The sequence below is a fragment of the Streptococcus mitis genome, from assembly GCF_003942965.1.
Classification (GTDB): Bacteria; Bacillota; Bacilli; order Lactobacillales; family Streptococcaceae; genus Streptococcus; species Streptococcus mitis_BH.
This window is the reverse complement of sequence record NZ_RJOG01000010.1, coordinates 49,881-67,844: the sequence shown is the minus strand read 5'-3', so window position 1 is coordinate 67,844 and position 17,964 is coordinate 49,881. Positions and strand designations below refer to the sequence as shown.

At 41.4% G+C, this 17,964-nt stretch carries 21 protein-coding genes and 3 pseudogenes; 2 read left to right on the top strand and 22 right to left on the bottom strand.

Features of this window, described 5'->3' with window-relative positions; genetic code table 11:
• From D8837_RS04655 to D8837_RS04645, 3 genes and pseudogenes are all read right to left on the bottom strand, one after another.
• On the bottom strand, positions 1 to 474 hold a 474-nt coding region (locus D8837_RS04655), incomplete at its 3' end, for a hypothetical protein (protein ID WP_142998995.1).
• Positions 471 to 1,049: a hypothetical protein gene (locus D8837_RS04650; RefSeq protein WP_045597045.1), complete on the bottom strand. Its 579-nt coding sequence runs from the start codon at positions 1,047 to 1,049 to the stop codon at positions 471 to 473. The genes D8837_RS04655 and D8837_RS04650, both read right to left, overlap by 4 nt.
• A 13-nt stretch (positions 1,050 to 1,062) precedes the next feature.
• Positions 1,063 to 1,182 (bottom strand): annotated as a pseudogene (locus tag D8837_RS04645) (N-acetyltransferase); the annotation flags it as partial.
• A 171-nt stretch (positions 1,183 to 1,353) separates the two neighbouring features.
• Between D8837_RS04645 and ald the strand changes: the two are divergent.
• Positions 1,354 to 2,466 (top strand): alanine dehydrogenase, encoded by a 1,113-nt coding sequence (gene ald, locus D8837_RS04640; protein WP_125456353.1) that lies wholly within the window; start codon positions 1,354 to 1,356, stop codon positions 2,464 to 2,466.
• Between the two features lie 56 nt (positions 2,467 to 2,522).
• On the opposite strand, the gene D8837_RS04635 is transcribed toward ald, so the two are convergent.
• The 17 genes and pseudogenes from D8837_RS04635 to D8837_RS04550 all read right to left on the bottom strand — a co-directional run bounded on the left by D8837_RS04635 (position 2,523) and on the right by D8837_RS04550 (position 16,717).
• Positions 2,523 to 3,518 carry a PhoH family protein gene (locus tag D8837_RS04635; RefSeq protein ID WP_125456352.1) on the bottom strand — a complete coding sequence of 332 codons (996 nt, stop codon included), beginning with the start codon at positions 3,516 to 3,518 and terminating at the stop codon, positions 2,523 to 2,525.
• A gap of 84 nt (positions 3,519 to 3,602) precedes the next feature.
• Positions 3,603 to 3,818 (bottom strand): YozE family protein, encoded by a 216-nt coding sequence (locus tag D8837_RS04630; protein ID WP_001232084.1) that lies wholly within the window; start codon positions 3,816 to 3,818, stop codon positions 3,603 to 3,605.
• Between the two features lie 45 nt (positions 3,819 to 3,863).
• A pseudogene (locus D8837_RS04625) lies at positions 3,864 to 4,420 on the bottom strand (GrpB family protein).
• A gap of 11 nt (positions 4,421 to 4,431) precedes the next feature.
• Positions 4,432 to 5,286 carry an RNA-binding virulence regulatory protein CvfB gene (cvfB, locus tag D8837_RS04620; protein ID WP_125456351.1) on the bottom strand — a complete coding sequence of 285 codons (855 nt, stop codon included), beginning with the start codon at positions 5,284 to 5,286 and terminating at the stop codon, positions 4,432 to 4,434.
• 59 nt (positions 5,287 to 5,345) lie between these two features.
• Entirely contained in the window at positions 5,346 to 5,903 is a 558-nt protein-coding gene (gene frr / locus D8837_RS04615; protein WP_033684986.1) for a ribosome recycling factor, read from the bottom strand.
• 8 nt (positions 5,904 to 5,911) lie between these two features.
• Positions 5,912 to 6,649, bottom strand: a complete 738-nt coding sequence (gene pyrH, locus D8837_RS04610; RefSeq protein WP_000002996.1) for a UMP kinase — start codon at positions 6,647 to 6,649, stop codon at positions 5,912 to 5,914.
• An 83-nt stretch (positions 6,650 to 6,732) separates the two neighbouring features.
• Positions 6,733 to 8,067 (bottom strand): methylenetetrahydrofolate--tRNA-(uracil(54)-C(5))-methyltransferase (FADH(2)-oxidizing) TrmFO, encoded by a 1,335-nt coding sequence (gene trmFO, locus D8837_RS04605; RefSeq protein ID WP_125456350.1) that lies wholly within the window; start codon positions 8,065 to 8,067, stop codon positions 6,733 to 6,735.
• 235 nt (positions 8,068 to 8,302) lie between these two features.
• Positions 8,303 to 9,181 carry a 16S rRNA (cytidine(1402)-2'-O)-methyltransferase gene (gene rsmI, locus D8837_RS04595; RefSeq protein ID WP_125456348.1) on the bottom strand — a complete coding sequence of 293 codons (879 nt, stop codon included), beginning with the start codon at positions 9,179 to 9,181 and terminating at the stop codon, positions 8,303 to 8,305.
• Between the two features lie 2 nt (positions 9,182 to 9,183).
• Positions 9,184 to 9,501 carry a DNA replication initiation control protein YabA gene (yabA, locus tag D8837_RS04590; RefSeq protein ID WP_000358227.1) on the bottom strand — a complete coding sequence of 106 codons (318 nt, stop codon included), beginning with the start codon at positions 9,499 to 9,501 and terminating at the stop codon, positions 9,184 to 9,186.
• A gap of 39 nt (positions 9,502 to 9,540) precedes the next feature.
• Positions 9,541 to 10,431 (bottom strand): DNA polymerase III subunit delta', encoded by an 891-nt coding sequence (locus D8837_RS04585; RefSeq protein ID WP_125456347.1) that lies wholly within the window; start codon positions 10,429 to 10,431, stop codon positions 9,541 to 9,543.
• The gene (gene tmk, locus D8837_RS04580) at positions 10,428 to 11,066 is read right to left on the bottom strand and encodes a dTMP kinase (protein ID WP_125456346.1); all 639 of its coding nucleotides are present in this window, start codon (positions 11,064 to 11,066) and stop codon (positions 10,428 to 10,430) included. Before tmk ends, D8837_RS04585 begins: the two co-directional genes overlap by 4 nt.
• A 112-nt stretch (positions 11,067 to 11,178) precedes the next feature.
• Positions 11,179 to 11,976: a pyrroline-5-carboxylate reductase gene (proC, locus tag D8837_RS04575; RefSeq protein WP_125456345.1), complete on the bottom strand. Its 798-nt coding sequence runs from the start codon at positions 11,974 to 11,976 to the stop codon at positions 11,179 to 11,181.
• A gap of 3 nt (positions 11,977 to 11,979) precedes the next feature.
• Complete coding sequence (locus tag D8837_RS04570) at positions 11,980 to 13,242, bottom strand: glutamate-5-semialdehyde dehydrogenase (protein WP_125456344.1); 1,263 nt, start codon at positions 13,240 to 13,242, stop codon at positions 11,980 to 11,982.
• 9 nt (positions 13,243 to 13,251) lie between these two features.
• The gene (proB, locus tag D8837_RS04565; protein WP_221762426.1) at positions 13,252 to 14,361 is read right to left on the bottom strand and encodes a glutamate 5-kinase; all 1,110 of its coding nucleotides are present in this window, start codon (positions 14,359 to 14,361) and stop codon (positions 13,252 to 13,254) included.
• Between the two features lie 109 nt (positions 14,362 to 14,470).
• Complete coding sequence (locus D8837_RS04560; protein WP_125456342.1) at positions 14,471 to 15,361, bottom strand: RluA family pseudouridine synthase; 891 nt, start codon at positions 15,359 to 15,361, stop codon at positions 14,471 to 14,473.
• Positions 15,351 to 15,812, bottom strand: a complete 462-nt coding sequence (gene lspA, locus D8837_RS04555) for a signal peptidase II (RefSeq protein WP_125456341.1) — start codon at positions 15,810 to 15,812, stop codon at positions 15,351 to 15,353. The genes D8837_RS04560 and lspA overlap by 11 nt, the downstream gene beginning before the upstream one ends.
• On the bottom strand, positions 15,809 to 16,717 hold the full coding sequence (locus D8837_RS04550) for a LysR family transcriptional regulator (RefSeq protein ID WP_125456340.1): 909 nt from the start codon (positions 16,715 to 16,717) through the stop codon (positions 15,809 to 15,811). Before D8837_RS04550 ends, lspA begins: the two co-directional genes overlap by 4 nt.
• Here D8837_RS04550 and D8837_RS09725 point away from each other — a divergent pair.
• A pseudogene (locus D8837_RS09725) lies at positions 16,710 to 16,784 on the top strand (AraC family transcriptional regulator); the annotation flags it as partial. The gene D8837_RS04550 and the pseudogene D8837_RS09725 overlap by 8 nt on opposite strands.
• Positions 16,785 to 16,943: 159 nt before the next feature.
• Here the strand turns inward: D8837_RS09725 and D8837_RS04545 are convergent.
• Positions 16,944 to 17,342, bottom strand: coding sequence for a DUF5301 domain-containing protein (locus tag D8837_RS04545; protein ID WP_398575069.1), 399 nt, complete (start codon positions 17,340 to 17,342; stop codon positions 16,944 to 16,946).
• Positions 17,343 to 17,664: 322 nt separating this feature from the next.
• Positions 17,665 to 17,958 carry a 50S ribosomal protein L27 gene (gene rpmA / locus D8837_RS04540; RefSeq protein WP_000916509.1) on the bottom strand — a complete coding sequence of 98 codons (294 nt, stop codon included), beginning with the start codon at positions 17,956 to 17,958 and terminating at the stop codon, positions 17,665 to 17,667.
• Between the last annotated feature and the right edge of the window lie 6 nt (positions 17,959 to 17,964).

Here is a 17,964-nt window from a genome sequence, read left to right as displayed (position 1 = left end):
AAAATATATAGTCATAAATAAAACTGAAACAACTCCCCATGAAATGTTGCTATATGTGATAAAGAGGTATGCAAAGAATATTATAATTAGTGGTAATATGATAAGAGATAAATAAGTAAACAAGATATTTTTTCGTTCTCTTAACACAAAGTCCCTCATTGCTTTTTCCTCTAATTGAAGTTTTTCCACTTCTCTCTCACGATGGAAGGTCGCATAACAAACAACAAAGGCTATTATAAAGGAAATCAGGATGCCAATCATTAGAAATTGATATCTTCCCAGAATGGTTGAATAGTATTTGGAATTGACTTTTCCAATTATGCCATAAATAATCATGATCATGCTACTGCCAGCAGTTTCCAAAAAAGAAGTCTTTTTTCTTACTATGTATAAACTAGAATCTTTTTTATCAAAATAAACTGGATTTTTATCAATTGTTCCTATCGGAACCATATTTTTTAAATATTTTTTCATATATCATTTTCCTTAGTGGAATATTTTTTGTCTAACATATGAACTACTTTAAATCTCTGTATTGGTTTCGTGTTTAATAACAATAGAGGAAACATAAAAAATAAAATGGCTAAAAACAAAAATAAAAAATTAGAAGTCAATAAATAAACTATAGAAAAAAGCACTGGAAAAAGAAATCCCAGTAGTATGATGAGATGACTCTTCACTATATTTTTCTTCTCGTTTTTAAGAAAAGTTATCATATCAACGTTTGAAAGTACAAAAGGACTAATAATTAATTCTTCATTCAAAGCAGGTCTGTAGAGGAGTTTTGAGACAATGATCATTAGAAAAAAACCAAAAATCAAGGGCCAAAAACCACTGAATACCTGAATTTTACTTATTTCTCTTACAATCACATAAAGTATAAGTGTTGCTCCTGCTGAGAAAGCAACAGGAGACACTTTAAACTTTGTTTTAGAATGACCTAAGAACATCCTGCCTGTTTTCTTATCAAAAAAAACTATTTCCCCTTCAAAAGTACCAATTCCTACAAATTCAACGTCCTTTAACTTTATAATTTGCTTTTCGTCCAAGAGAATCTCCTTTTTTCTTATCTGATGCACACTCAAACATAGCTTCTGCATCATCCAAAGTTACAGGTCTAAGCAATAAATGCTCCGTTTCTATATACGGATACTGGGCAAGCTTTACAAAAATTGATTCCATACTTCTCCTCCATTTAAAAATATTTTCTACCAGTCTAGCATAAAAAAGAAGTGATAACAAATTTTTCTTGCTTTTTAAAGCGTTTTCATATAGAATAAAATCATCACCTTATTTTATAGATAATTGTGATAAATCATTTATAACCCGTCAATAGAAAGGGAGTTTTTCTCTATGTTAATCGGAATTCCAAAAGAAATTAAGAATAATGAAAACCGTGTCGCCCTCACACCTGCTGGTGTCCACAGCTTAGTTGGTCGTGGTCATCGCGTCCTAATCGAAACAAATGCTGGTCTCGGTTCTGGCTTTACTGATGATGACTATCAAAAGCATGGAGCTGAGATTGTCGCTACTGCTGGTGAAGCTTGGGCTGCAGAGTTAGTCGTGAAAGTAAAAGAACCATTAGCTTCTGAATATGAGTACTTGCGTGACGACCTACTTCTCTTTACCTACTTGCACATGGCCGCTGCTCCTGAATTAGCAGATGCTATGCTAGCCGCTAAAACAACTGGGATTGCCTATGAAACTGTTCGTGATAATCAAGGACAATTACCACTCCTCGTACCTATGAGTGAGGTTGCAGGCCGTATGGCAGTCCAAATCGGTGCTCATTTCCTAACTAAGCAAGCAGGAGGTTCTGGTGTCTTACTGGGTGGTGTGCCGGGTGTACCTAAAGGGAAAGTAACCATCATCGGTGGCGGTGTCGTAGGGACCCATGCTGCTCGAATTGCGCTTGGTCTTGGTGCTCAAGTAACCATCCTTGATATCAGTGCTAAACGTCTCTCCGTTTTAGAGGAGGTCTTTGGTCACCAAATTCAAACTCTCATGTCCAATTCATTTAACATCGAAGCCAGTGTGAGAGATGCGGATGTTGTTATTGGGGCGGTTCTCATCCCAGGTGCCAAAGCACCAAAATTGGTGACAGATGAGATGGTCAAGCAAATGCGTCCAGGATCAGTCATCGTTGACGTTGCTGTTGACCAAGGGGGCGTTATAGAGACAGCTGACCGTGTGACAACGCACGATGAACCCGTCTATAAAAAACACGGCGTTCTCCACTATGCCGTTGCTAACATCCCCGGTGCTGTAGCCCGTACTTCAACCATCGCCCTAACCAATGTCACTCTTCCTTATATCGAAGCTTTGGCTGGTAAAGGTTTTGTACGAGCAATATCTGAAGATGAGGGCTTGCGTCAAGGTGTGACCACTTATCAAGGTTACTTAACCAGTCTTCCAGTAGCCCAAGGACTCGATAAAAGACATATTCCAATTGATGAACTAGTATAAAAAATCTAATTATCAGATAAAAGAAAGAGCAATTCCACCTGAACTGCTCTTTTTTTCTATTCTGTTTCTTCTTGGACTTCTTCACGCTCTTCATTTTTAACTGGAGCTGGTTCATAAGCTCGGATAATCTGAGCGACAACGGGATGGCGAACCACATCCTTGGCTGAAAAATGAACAAAGTCAATCTGATGGATGTTCTTGAGTTTCTCTTGGGCATCAATCAAACCTGACTTGACATTACGTGGTAAGTCAATCTGACTGATATCTCCATTGACAATCATCTTAGAATTAAAGCCTAAACGAGTTAAGAACATCTTCATCTGCATGATGGTCGTGTTTTGCGCCTCATCGAGAATGACAAAAGCATCCTCCAAGGTCCGTCCACGCATATAGGCAAGGGGTGCAATCTCGATAATTTCACGCTCCATGAGACGAGTCGTCTGGTCTTTGCCTAGAATCTGATACAAGGCATCATAAACAGGTCGAAGGTAAGGATCTACCTTCTCTTTAAGATCACCCGGAAGAAAACCTAGACTCTCGCCAGCTTCCACTGCCGGGCGTGTTAGGATAATCCGCTTAACCTGACCACGTTTAAGAGCTGTCACAGCCAAGGTCACTGCAAGGAAGGTCTTCCCTGTACCTGCTGGCCCAATTCCAAAGGTCACATCATGCTGTTTGACACTATCCACATAAAGTTTTTGACCTAAGGTTTTGACACGTATCGGTTTCCCAGTATTGTCTTTGATGATTTCTTCTTCGTAAAGGGCGACAAACTTGTCGATTTCATCGTTTTTGACCATGCTAATCGCAGTTACCACATCTGGCGTGCCAACGGTCATCCCACGATTCACCAAAACCATCAAGGCTTGGATAACCTGACGGGCTTCCTCACATGCAGCTTCTTCTCCCAAAACCTGCACAATCTCCGTACGGGCATGAATCACAACATCAAGCTCTTCTTCCATCAAACGAAGATGGCGTTCATTGGAACCAAAAAGATGAAACAGGTCATCTGGATGACTCAGTTGAATGTCTATTGAATGTTCCTTCAAATAAAGAACCTCTCTAATCCTTTTATTTCTTTTTATTATAGCAAAGGGGTGGAGAAATTACTAGCCCAAACCCAATGAATCATGCTAGTGTTCTAAGTATTCTTGCCAGATGGCGTCAAAGTCTCCTAGGTTAAAAGAGAAACTGGCATGTTCTTCTAAAAAGCGACTCACCTCATCAAAATCATCTGTGTGTTTTGGAAAGGCTGACTCTTCAAAAGCGAGATCTGCCAAAATGGCTTTAGGGCTGTTACTTTTAGGATTGCGCTCGGTCATGAGCCAAGTGTAAAATGATTTTCTCAATTCTTTCTCCTATCAAGACTTTTTTTGATGAAACTTTTCTGATTTTTAAAAATTACTGGACTTAGCCTCTGACACATAGTGGTTTATAAAATTCGTTTTCGCATCTGTATAGGCGTCTCGATTGTGTTCAAATTGTTTCCACAAACTGAGTTTTAATTCCTGATATGCTTGGGCGATATCTGGATGCTGGCAGAGATAATCTCTAAAATAAATCTCGTTATGATCTCCCTTCATTCGCAAATGTAAATGAAAAACTTTCTCAGCAAATCCCTGCTCTGTATATCCTTTATTTAGCGAAATCCTGTTAGGACTCTCCGACATCACTAGCCACCCATTCTTCACCAATAAATCCCTAACTCTTGCTAAATCCTCTATTCTACCTACTTCTAACAGAATATCAACAATATTTTTGGCCCAAATATTAGGGATAGCAGTGCTACCGATATGTTCTATTCTTTTAATAACATTTGCACCCAATATTTTTTCAGACTTGTTTTCTCCAATTCATACCAGTCTTTCCACTCTGACTTGTGCTCTACTAGAAAAATAGGAAAAAGTTGCCAGAGTTCCTCTAAACTCATTTCTTCAAATTTCTTTATCATGTCTATAAGACCTAGATCAACTCAGTACCAAACTGGTCTTGCTTGATTTTACCAGCNTTCATCAAGCCACCGAGTGCTTTCTTGAACTGACCTTTAGAAATGCCAAAGGTTGCCTTGATGTCATCAGGAGATGACTTATCATTTAAGGTCATGAAACCGCCATTGCTTTCCAAGTAGGTCAAAATCATCTGAGCATCGTTTTCCAACATTTCAAAGGAACGTGGTTTGAGAGAGAGGTTCAAGGTACGGTCCACTTCACGGAAACCAATGACACGCGCATCTAAGACTTGCCCCAAACGTGGTTCTGCATAACGCTCACTTGGGTGAATAAAACCAAGCATATTATTTTCTGGTAGGTAAACAAAAGTTCCTGACAGCTTGAGGCGGTAAACAATGGCTGGCCAGTTTTGGTTCTGCATGTTGTTATATGCAGGACGAGCTAGACGTTGGAAGTCTTCTTGATAAGCCAAAAGTCCCCATATACGGTCTTTCTTGTCCACTTCAAGACGGATGTAGAGTTGGTCACCCTTCTTAGGCCAGAGTTCCTTGAGTTCCGGGAGAATATCGAGTGACACAACGACTTCCTTGTCAGGAAGGCCTGTATCCACAAAGACACCCAAGTCCTTACGAACCTCTGTGACACGGCCCCAACCAAATTGGTCTTGAGTGGCAGTCACTTCTAGAGTGGTCAAGCGGAGTTTTTGCTTCATATCCGCGTAGGCAAAACCTTTAACCGTATCCCCTACTGTATGCTGACCTTCTTCCTTGGCAAGTGCATAGGTTTGACCATCCTTTTGCACAAAGTAAAACCGGTCATTTTCATCGATGATGAGTCCAACGATAAAACTTGCTAGATTTGTATTCATATTTCCTTCTTTCGAATAAAACTCAGCCAGCAATGCCAACTGAGTTTTTCTGTTTATTTTTAGACTTCCAAAAGTTCTTTTTCTTTATTGGCAGTCATATCGTCGATGTGTTTCACAGCATCGTCTGTTACTTTTTGAATATCTTTTTCAAGAGTCTTCAATTCGTCTTCAGTGATTTCTTTTGCTTTTTCTTGTTTCTTAGCTTCATCCATAGCATCACGACGGATATTGCGGACAGCCACTTTAGCATTCTCACCAACCTTCTTCACTTCTTTAGCAAGGTCACGACGAGTTTCTTCTGTAAGAGCTGGGATAACCAAGCGAATCACAGAACCGTCATTAGCTGGTGTGATACCAAGATCAGAAGCGTTTAAGGCACGTTCGATGTCTTTCAATGAAGACTTGTCAAATGGTGTTACCAACAAAACACGCGCTTCTGGAATGGTAATTGAAGCGATTTGGTTCAGAGGAGTTTCTACTCCATAGTATTCTACATGTACACGGTCAAGCAAGCTTGCATTGGCACGGCCGGCACGAATACCACCAAATTCACGAGCAAGTGAGTGATGAGATTGGGTCATTCTTTCTTTAGCTTTTTCAATAATTGCGTTAGCCATAATCTTTCTTATTCCTTTTCTTCGATATTATTTGAAACTGTTGTTCCGATATTTTCACCAAATACAACACGCTTGATGTTGCCTGGTTGGTTCATGTTGAAGACAACCAAGTCAATGTCGTTATCCATTGACAGAGTTGAAGCTGTAGAGTCCATGATACGAAGACCTTTGTTAATAACATCACGGTGGGTCAATTCTTCAAACTTAACGGCTGTCTTATCTTTCTTAGGATCGGCATTGTAAACACCATCTACGCCATTTTTGGCCATAAGGATAGCATCTGCTTCGATTTCTGCTGCACGAAGGGCCGCTGTTGTATCTGTTGAGAAGTAAGGTGAACCAATTCCTGCACCAAAGATGACGATACGGCCTTTTTCAAGGTGGCGAAGGGCACGTCCACGGACATAAGGCTCTGCCACTTGTTGCATGGCAATGGCTGTTTGAACACGCGTATCAACACCAACTTGTTGCAATGAATCTGCCATCACAAGAGCATTCATAACAGTCCCAAGCATTCCTGTGTAATCTGCCTGAACGCGATCCATTCCTGCTTCTGCAGCAGGTTCACCACGCCAGAGATTTCCTCCACCGATAACAAGGGCAATTTCGATACCTAAGCTATGAACTTCTTGAATCTCTTTTGCGATTGTTTGAACTGTTTGGATATCAATCCCTACGCCACGTTCACCGGCAAGGGCTTCACCTGATAACTTAATTAAAATACGTTTATACTTGGGATTCGCCATTTTCACTCTCCTTCTTTTATCCTACCTATTTTATCACAATTTCTAAGATTTTTATAGTATCATGAGCAATTCTTTCAAAAAAATTAGACAGTTAAAAATTCCTCTAAAGCGCTGAGGGCACGCTCTGCAATTTTTTCATAACGAGCCTTCTTATCACGAATACGTTCGCCTTCCAACTCCTTGATGATTCCAAAATTGACATTCATTGGTTGGAAATGTTTGCTGTCCGCATGGGTGATGTAATGAGCTAGACTTCCAATCGCTGTTGTCTCTGGGAAGATTGCTTCACTTTCTCCCTTGAAAAGACGAGCCGCGTTAATTCCCGCAACTAATCCTGACGCAGCTGACTCTACATAGCCTTCCACACCCGTCATTTGACCAGCAAAGAAGAGATTTGGCTGTTTCTTGGAACGATAGGTTTGCTCAAGAAGATTTGGTGAATCCATATAAGAATTGCGGTGCATGACACCATAACGTACAAACTCCGCATTTTCAAGGCCTGGAATCATTTGGAAGACACGCTTTTGTTCTCCCCATTTGAGGTGGGTTTGGAAACCAACAATATTGTAGAGACTACCAGCCGCATTATCCTGACGAAGTTGCACAACCGCATAAGGTGTTTTGAATTCTCCATCACGAGGGCCTGTATAATCGTCTGGATACTCAAGTCCAACTGGCTTCATAGGGCCATAGAGCATGGTTTTAATACCTCGTTTAGCCATGACTTCGATAGGCATACAGCCTTCAAAGTACTTTTCTTTTTCAAAAGAATTGAGCGGTGCTTCTTCCGCATTAACCAAGGCTTCATGGAAATCCATAAATTCTTGCTTGGTCATAGGAGCGTTAAGGTAAGCCGCTTCTCCCTTATCGTATCGAGACTTGAGATAGACCTTGCTCATATCAATGGTGTTGACATCGATAATAGGCGCTGCCGCATCGTAGAAATAGAAACCATCGCCATCATTAAGGGCATGAATCTTTTCAGCCAGGGCATCGCTAGTCAACGGACCAGTAGCGACAACTGTGATAACATCTGTCGGCAATTCTGTAATTTCATCACGAACCACTTCAATCAAGGGATGGTTGGCAACTTTTTCGGTCACCATTTGGGAGAAACCATCACGGTCCACCGCAAGAGCACCACCTGCAGGAACACGGGTTGCTTCAGCAGATTCCAAAATAACAGAACCCAAGCGACGCATTTCTTCCTTAAGAAGACCAACTGCATTTGTCAGAGCATCTCCACGAAGGGAATTAGAACAAACTAACTCTGCAAAATTGTCTGTTTTGTGTTGAGGTGTTGACTTGACACCACGCATTTCATAAAGTTTAACTGGAATACCACGTTCTGCAATTTGGTAGGCTGCTTCAGAACCTGCCAAACCAGCACCGATAACATTGATATAAGATTGAGACACGACACTAATACCTCTTTGGGAGTGTGAAGACAAGGTTCACATTGAAAAAGCCAATCAAACTTAAGAGTTTTCGAATTTCTTGGCTCAGGCTGAAAAAGTCCACAGGACTTACTTCGCTTTCGAGTTTCTTGGCTCAGGCTGAAAAAGTCCCCCGGACTTTTTCACTCCCACAAATCTTTCTATTTTTTTCTTCTACTAGTATAACAAAAAAAGGGAAGAAGGCAAACTTCCCTGTTTAGTCATTTTCTTGATTTTCTTCCCAGTCGTGGTAGGCAGCGTATAGCTGACTTTTATTCCACTGGTAAATCTTAGCGACTTCCTTAATGGCTTGATTTTTCTTCATGCCTTGCTGGATACGGGCTTGGATTTCTGAAAATAAGTCTTCCTCGTCTTTTTCTTCTACATCCTGACTGGCACCTTCAACGATGAGAAGGCATTCTCCCTTAAGTGGCGTTTCAGCGATGCTTTCCAGCAATTCAGAAATTGTACCTCTTTGATATTCTTCATAGATTTTGGTCAATTCTCTAACCAAGACCACCGAGCGGTCGCCATAAACTGCTAGCATATTTTCCAACGTATCTGCTACACGATGAGGGGATTCATAGAAAATTTGTGTTTCAGGATAGTCTTTTTTCGAGTCGAAAAATTGCTTTTGCTGGCCTGACTTTCTCGGTAAAAAGCCGTAAAAGATATGTGGCTGTGGCGCTAAACCACTAGCGATCAAGGCAGAAATTCCTGCAGAGGCACCTGGAACAGTGACAACTGCAATTTCTTCCTCAATAGCTGCCTTAACCAAATCATGACCAGGGTCTGAGATGCTTGGCAAACCTGCATCGGATACCTGAGCAATACTTTGTCCTGCTTTCAAGAAACCAATCAAATCAGGAATTTTTTCCTTGGCATTGTGCTCATGAAAACTAATCTGCTTAGTAGAAATATCAAAATGCTTGAGCAAAAGCCCAGTATTGCGCGTGTCCTCAGCAGCAATCCAGTCCACTTCTTTCAAGGTCTGGATTGCTCGAAAGGTCATATCATCTAGATTGCCAATCGGCGTTGCCACTAGGTACAGCTTGCCATAGGGAGACTGCCCCTTAAAACTTTTTTGAATCTGCATGCCTACTCCCTGTATAACAACTCGTCACAGAACATACATTCCTCGTCCTGCTCTCGACGTTGTCCATAAAAATCATTACATACGTGAAATCCGTCTTTATAAATCCGACGGACACTTTCACGAACATGCTTGGCCTTGACAGGAGCATCTGCTTCCACCTCACCCAAGCGTTCGCGCAACTTACTATTTTCCAAACGAAGAGCTGTATTTTCCTCTACCAGGCTCTTGAGATTTTTCTTGATGGCTTCCACATCGGCCAAGGTTACCAATAACTGTTGGGAAAAATCGTCCAGCGCGTCAAATAATTCTTTTTTGTCCATAAAACAGCTCTTTCCTTTCTTTATCATTCATTTTTGAGTTTATATTTCTTTCAAGACCAGATATTCTATGGCATTTTGAAAGCTGACATTAGCTTGCCACATTCTTCTAGCTTCTAGCAAATCTTGTAGAATCACTCTAACTCTTGCTTGCAGGAGGTCCTGCCCACAGAGGACTTCAAGAATCCGTAAAACCTGATCTTGTTTTTCCTTATCATCTGCCAAGTTGGCTAATTTAGCAACCTGCAGATAACTTTCTTTTTTCTTAGCCACTAACCAAGTCAGCAGGCGTTCACTTTCATCGACCAAGGTCCAAAAGCCTGCCTGATTAGCCAACTTTTCTGCTTCAGCTCGTGATTGACTAAACTGGGCTAAGAGAGTTGCTTTTTTCTTAACCAGCCCCATTTGTTCTAAGAGCAAGATGAGTTTTTCTTCTTGCTTTTTAAAGTGGAAAATCTGGGTCCGACTTCGGATTGTCGGTAAGATCTTTTCCTCATCGCTAGTTAAGAAGAAAATGTAAACCTCACTCTGGGGTTCTTCGATGACCTTGAGCAAAGAATTGGCTGCATTAGGGTGCATTTTCTCAGCTTGATCGATAATAAAGACCTGCTGCTGGCTTTCAATCCCTGCTTGAGAAAACTGCCCCACCAATTCTCTAATCCGTTCTGTCTTGATGACCTGATTGACTGGCTTAATCAAAGTGACATCGGGAAATTCTCCCTGTTCAATCAGTTTACAATTCCGGCATTTCTCACATGGTAAAACACCTACTTTATCTGTACAAAAGAGGCTCTTAGCCAAAAATTGCGCCATTTCCAAGCTTCCAAAGAATCCTGAAAAAAGATAGGCGTGATTGAGCTGGTCTTGTTCTAGAATACGGACAAAACGGTCAAACTGGGCTGGTTGCCAAGCCTTTAGTTGATCTTGTTTCATTTAGTCAAGTCCATTCTCTCAAACAAAACTGCCTTGGTAGTTTCCACAACTTGCTCCAAAGGAAAACTAGCATCAACCTTGACAATACGACTTCCTTCTTTGTCCAGAAGAGAAAGGTAACCTTGACGGACTTTTTTATGCAAGTCCAACCCTTCCAAGTCCAAACGATTGACCTCGCGGTCACTATTAGCAGCAATGCGAGCCAGTCCTTCTTCCACCTCGATGTCAAAATAGAGGGTCAAATCGGGTTTAAGGCCATCTGTCGCAAAGTGATTGAGCCAATCAATGGCATCAATATCCAAGCCACGACCAAATCCCTGATAGGCAAGAGAACTATCGATGAAGCGATCCATAATGACCAACTTGCCAGCTGCAAGGGCAGGGAGAACTTTTTCCACCAAGTGCTGTCTGCGACTGGCGATATAGAGAAGGAGTTCCGTTTTAGGATCCATCTGAGTATGACTTGGGTCCAAAATCACTTCCCGAATCTTCTCCCCAATCAAGACTCCGCCAGGTTCACGGGTCGTCAGCACCTCTACCCCTTTTTCCTCTAAAATTGGTAGCAGAGCCTCTAAAACACTGGTCTTTCCTGCTCCCTCTGGTCCCTCAAGAGAGACTAAAAATCCTTTTGACATGTCTAACTCATTTCTTTTTTACTACTTCTATTCTATCAAAAAAATGGGGGTTTGTGACAATCTTTTTTCTTCTCATTTCAACCACCATAAAAGAGGCAGATAAAACTACCTCTTATTTACCTAATTCTTGTGTTCGTTTGTAGGCTTGACCAACTGCATCCATGACTGTTCCTCGGAAAGCATGCGCTTCTAGACTTGCTACGCCAGCGATAGTCGAACCACCTGGGCTACAAACTTTATCTTTTAAGACCCCAGGATGCTCTTGGCTTTCTAGGACCAATTGTCCAGCGCCGACAACTGTTTGAGCTGCCATTTTCAATGCCGTTTCTCTTGGCAATCCTGTCTGAACACCTGCATCTGCCAAGGCCTCAATAAAAAGATAGACAAAGGCCGGCCCACAACCTGCAAGACCTGTCGCTGCATCAATTAAGCTTTCCCCAAGTTCAATCAAGAGACCAGCCTTGGCTAAAAGCTGACAAAAAAGTTCACTGTCCTCAGCACGACAGTTTGCTGATATGGCATAACTAATCACTCCTTGCCCGATAGAAGCAGGGGTATTTGGCATCATACGAATAATTCGGTGCTGACTTGGAAGAAGACTAGCCAGTTTTTCCAAGGTCAATCCAGCTGCCATGGAAATCAAAAGAAGACTTTCTCTTTTTTCAAGGATGGTCTGGTATTGAGAAAGCAAGTCTGAGAACTGAGCTGGCTTAACACCTAGAAAAATCACATCTGCTTCTGCAAAGATTTCTTCGTTGCTGGAAGCCTGACCACCAAAGTCTGCAATGAAAGCAACTACCTTGGCTTGGCTACGATTGGCAAGGAGAAGATCATCGCCCGTCTTGGCCTGCAAGACAGCTTTGGCCAAGCTAGCACCCATATTCCCCAAGCCGATAAATCCAATCTTCATCTCTTACTCCCTTATCTGTCCGTCACCAGTAACCACATACTTGTAGCTAGTCAACTCCTTCAAGCCCATGGGACCACGCGCGTGCAATTTCTGAGTAGAAATCCCCATTTCACAACCAAGACCAAATTGGCCACCATCGGTGAAACGAGTTGAGGCATTGACATAAACCGCTGCAGAGTCCACTTGATCTGTAAAGTAAGCTGCTGCTTCAGCATTTTCCGTCACAATGGCATCCGAATGATGAGTACTGTGGGCTTCAATATGCGCAACCGCTTCTTCTAAACTGCTCACAACCTTAACCGCTAGGACATAGTCTAAAAACTCGGTGTCAAAGTCTTGGGCCTCAGCTGCTTGACCTGAAACAAACTGACTTGCTTTTTCATCCAAGCGGAATTGAATTGGTTCCAACCCAGCTTCTTTTCGATTCTCAACCAGCACTTGCTCCAAGCGAGGAAGGAAGATTGCTGCCTTGTCTTCATGAACAAGTAGAACCTCCATGGCATTGCAGACAGAAGGACGACTGGTTTTGGCATTGTTGATGATAGAGAGAGCCTTGTCTTCGTCTGCGTTCTTATCCACATAGACATGGACAATCCCAGTTCCTGTCTCGATAACTGGTACAATAGCATTCTCAACCACTGCATTGATCAAACCAGCTCCTCCACGAGGAATGAGAAGGTCTAGATATCCCTTTGCCTTCATCATAGCATAACTACTTTCACGGCTAGTATCTTCCACTAGTTGAATCACATCTGGATGAATGGTCGTGGTCTCCAAACCCTTCTTCAGGGCTGTGACAATGGCATGGGCTGTTTGATAGGCATCCTTACCACTACGAAGAACAACTGCATTTCCACTTTTAAGAGCCAAGGCAGCCGCATCAGACGTCACATTTGGACGGCTTTCATAGATAATACCGATTACTCCCATAGCCACACGTTTTTTGGTGATAACCAAACCATTTTCAAGATGATTGGTTTCTAAAACTTCACCGATTGGATCTGGTAAAGCAACCACTTCACGAATCCCAGTTGCCATTGCTTCTATACGACCTGCATCCAAATAAAGACGATCCAGCATCACATCTGAGATTTTACCTTTGACCACTTCCATATCAAGGGCATTGGCTGCTAAAATTTCTTCAGTAGCTGCTGATAAGTGATCAGCCATGGCTAGCAAGGCTTGGTTTTTCACCTCTTCACTAGCTGTATTGATCGATTTTTTAACAGCCTGTACCTGTTCAAATTGTTCTTGTGTACTTACCATAATTTACCTCTAAAATTCTGTAAAGAGTAGTTGGATTTCAGGAGTAATGGAAATCCAGTCGTCACGGTGAATCAAGACACCCTTGGCTTTTTGAGAACGCAACATATCCTCCAAAGCAGATGCTCCAAATTGCACACGTCCTTTTCCAAGTGATTTTCCACTTTCCTTGTCAAATACTGTCACGATATCACCGTAAGAAAAGGCTCCTTCTGCTTCAACAATACCAGATAAGAGAAGACTCTTTCCGTGTTGAGAGAGAGCTTCTGCAGCTCCTTTATCAACCCAAATAGAACCTTGGCTCTGAGCATAGAAGGCCAGCCATTGTTTCTGGGTACGAAGTCCCTTCTCTTGCGCAACAAAGTAGGAACCATCCTTGGTCTCCTCAGCCGCCTCAATCATAGCGTCTGACTTCAAGGATGAGCAGATATAAACAGGAACTCCTGATTCTGTCGCAATAGTTGCAGCTTTGATTTTTGTCAGCATGCCCCCAGTTCCATTTGAAGAACCGGCACCACCAGCCATATCAATAATCTCACGATTGATGGTCTCAATTTTCTCCAAGCGTTTGGCTCTTGAATCTGAATTAGGATTTCCAGTATAGAGACCGTCCACATCTGTCAAGAGGACTAAAAGGTCTGCTTGAACCATGGCTGCTACCTGAGCACTTAGAGTATCATTGTCCCCAACCTTGAGCTCATCAATAACGACACTGTCATTCTCATTGATAATAGGAATCGCGCCACGGCTAAGTAGAACTGACAAAGCCTGATGGGCATTTTTATAACGACGCTTATCCACAAAGTCATCTTGGGTCAGCAAGATTTGTGCAGAAACGATCTGGCGCAAGAGAAGATTGGTCGTGTATTCTTCCAATAAAAGCCCTTGTCCTACCGCTGCTGAAGCCTGTTTATCAGCAATCTTAGTCGGGCGCTTTTTAAATCCTAAGGCTCCAAAACCAGCCGCAATGGCTCCCGACGACACCAAAATCAACTCATGACCAGCTTCGTGCAACATAGCCAACTGCTGGGTAATAGCCTTTACCTTACTACGTGATAAACTTCCATCCTCATTTGTCAAAGAAGAAGTCCCCACCTTAAAGACAATCCGTTTGTATTTCATAGTCTCACTCCGATTCTTCATATTTATCCATTATAACATGAATGACAGGAAATAGAAAAGAGTTGATAGGAAAAAGGTCGAGACAAGTCATCTCAACCTTTTATCACGTCTAATTCTTTCTCAAACTCTCCAATGTTTCCTTAAAAATATCTGGGATATCTGCTGTAAATTCCAGGGTCTCACCTGTTCTCGGATGAGTAAAACCTAAAGTCTTGGCATGAAGAAATTGTCCATATCCTTTCAGAGTCTTGCGTGGTCCATAGACTTCATCACCAGCAACTGGATGGCCAATATAAGCCATATGGACACGGATTTGGTGGGTACGTCCTGTATCCAGTTGCAACTCCACTAAGCTATAATCACCAAAACGTTCCAAAACGTGGAAACGGGTCACTGCAGGCTTTCCTTTAGCAGTCACAGCCTGTTTCTTACGGTCTTTTTCACTCCGGCCAATCGGTGCTTCAATCACACCGCGATCATTGGGCAGATTTCCATGAACAATCGCCCAATATTTGCGGAGAGACTTTTTATCCTTGAGTTCTTGGGCAAGTGCTAAGTGGGCCTCATCATTTTTAGCAATCATGAGAAGACCTGACGTGTCCTTGTCAATACGGTGAACAATTCCTGGACGCAGAACCCCATTGATACCAGACAAGTCCTTAATATGATACATGAGGGCATTGACCAAGGTTCCACTAGTATGACCAGCACTTGGATGTACCACCATCCCTTGAGGTTTGTTAACAACGGCCACATCCTCATCTTGGTAGACGATTTCTAAAGGAAGATTCTCAGCCACATACTCTAAAACCTCTGGTTCTGGCACATGGTAAGTGACGACATCGCCCTCTTGGACAGTGTATTTAGCTTTCTTGACTTGGCCATTGACCAATACCTGGCCTGATTTAATTTGTTCATTCGCGAGACTACGTGATAATTCAGTCAAATCTGACAAAGCCTTATCCAAACGCAGGCCACCAGTTTCAATTTTAATTTCCATTTATTTCCTCTTTTAACATTGCAATCAATAAAATAATCACTCCAACCGTCAGATAGCTATCTGCCACATTGAAAATTGCAAAATTGATAAAGTCCAAGTGGAACATATCCACAACAAAGCCCTGACTGATTCTGTCAATAAAGTTTCCAAGACCTCCAGCGATGATTAAGGTTAAGCCAATCACCATCCAGATTGAGTCTTCCATGTGTTTGTGCAAATACCAAATGGCACCTGCCACGACAACCAGAGTAATGACAGCGAATAACAACTGCTGATCTTGTAAGATAGAAAAGGCTGCCCCTCGATTTTGCAGGTAGGTCAAGCTAACGAGATTGGGAATCCAAGAGCGAACCTCACCCAGTGGAATCTGCTGGACGATATAGGATTTTACTAACTGATCCAGCGCAATCAAAAGCAGTACAATGACTGCCACTATTCCTCTTTTTTTCATGATTTCCTCTTCTGATCAAAATATTCTTGCATGACTTCTACGAAAAGAGTTCCAGCCTGACTAAGTTCCACTTCCTCACGTTTAACATAGACCATGCGATTATCCAAATTATCCTTGAGACGAATAACAGTAATGCCATTAACACTATCACTATCTAAAAATCCAGAACCTGTCGCATAGGCGTCTGTCCGCTCCAAAATACCATTCAAGGTAGCACGGTCTGTCACATTGAACATCTGCGAGCTAGCGCTGGTATCGACAAAATTCTCTGAGTAATAAAGATACTCGTCTTTTTCTTGAGTAAAACGAACCGTTGGTAGATCCGCTAAATCCTCCATAACCAATTCCTCTTTCTGAGCCAAAGGATGCCCCTCACGGAGATAAATATGGGTATGGAAGGGAATCAATTCAATGACCTCAAGGCCTAGCTTTTCAACCCGTTGCATGATACCCTTTTTATTTTGATTGTTGAGGTAGATAATCCCAACCTCACTATGCCCTTGCGCTACTTCGTCTAATATTTGAACAGTAGTTGATTCAAAAATACGGAAGTTCTTATAATCAGGATAGCGCTCTGAAAAGGCCGTAATGGTTGGTGGCAAGAAATCATAGTGCTGACTAGCAATGGAAAATTCATCTTTTTCTTCCTCAGGATTGGCATACTGATTTTGAAAAATATCAAATCCTTTAACCAATTCTTGCGCTTTTTCATAGAATTCCATACCACGACGAGTCAAGAAAGTCCCTGAGCTGGTCCGACGGAAAATCTTAAAGCCCAACTCTTTTTCCAAATCACGAACAGAAATAGACAGACTCGGTTGACTAACATACATCTTTTCAGCAGCTTCACGGAAAGTACCGCTATTGGCAATAGCCACAACATAGCGTAATTGTTGAATGTTCATCTTCTACCCCCAACTTCTTTATCTTTTCATTATACCATATTTTAGAAGTTTTCCAAAAAGGAAAAAAGTCAGGAAACTTTCAAATCTAAATGAATTCTCTAACATCCTAATACAAGAATTAGAATGATATCTTTTTTAAGTCCTCATTTTATTTCAAACAAATAAAAACAGCAAATCTTGTTGATTTACCGTTTAAAACATGATACAAATTCGATTTACTATAAATTTATGAAAAAGTCTCTTCAATCCTATTAGCTATATCTGGACTTACCTCCCAAATCCCAACATAAGGTTGTTCAATATACTGTTTTTCTTTTATAGTATATAGATAGGCTACACTATCATTTTCTTCATTCTGATGAGTGAATTTGATAATGATGTAATCTTTAACATTTGTCGGTTGATCATTGAAACTCTCAAAAGTTGTAGATTTGGACTGTTTCTGTATCTCCTCAATCAATTTTAAGATTTCTTCTCTCTTGGTTATTGTTTTAACATTTTCAGAGAGTTTTTTCTGAATAGAAATTACAGAGATCGTTTCAGGTTCAGGAAGAATAAGTTTTTTCTTACTGACACAAGCAGATAGAACAAGAAAAGAGATTAAACAGACTATTATTGTGATCATCTTTTTCACACAAGTTCACATCCTTTCATTCTGCTTACTTTTCTATGAGATACAATTATAATATCAGACCTTAGCAATTTTTACAATATCTTATTCCATCATAAACTATATTACTGTAAAAGGTTCACATTCCACTATTTTATGATTGTATCTAAAAGACAAAGTTGCTGACAAATTCGCTTCTTACATTGGTTTTTAAAATATGGGTACCAAAACAAAAAAAGAGGCTCTCCGAAAACTCGGAAAGCCTTATTTAACGCTACTTCTAGCTTCCTCGCCTTTACATTTCAAGGCTCGGGATAAAAAGGTTCACTGGACCTTTTTATTTTGCGATTGGGTAAACAGAAACTTGTTTTTTATCGCGTCCTTTACGTTCAAAGCGTACTACGCCTTCAACTTTAGCAAACAAAGTATCGTCTCCACCACGTCCAACGTTTACACCTGGGTAGATGTGTGTACCACGTTGACGGTAAAGGATTGATCCACCTGTTACAGTTTGTCCGTCAGCTGCTTTAGCTCCAAGACGTTTTGCTTGTGAATCACGTCCGTTTGATGTAGAACCTCCACCTTTTTTGTGGGCGAAAAGTTGCAAGTTGTTAAGAGTCATTTTTAACATAATGTT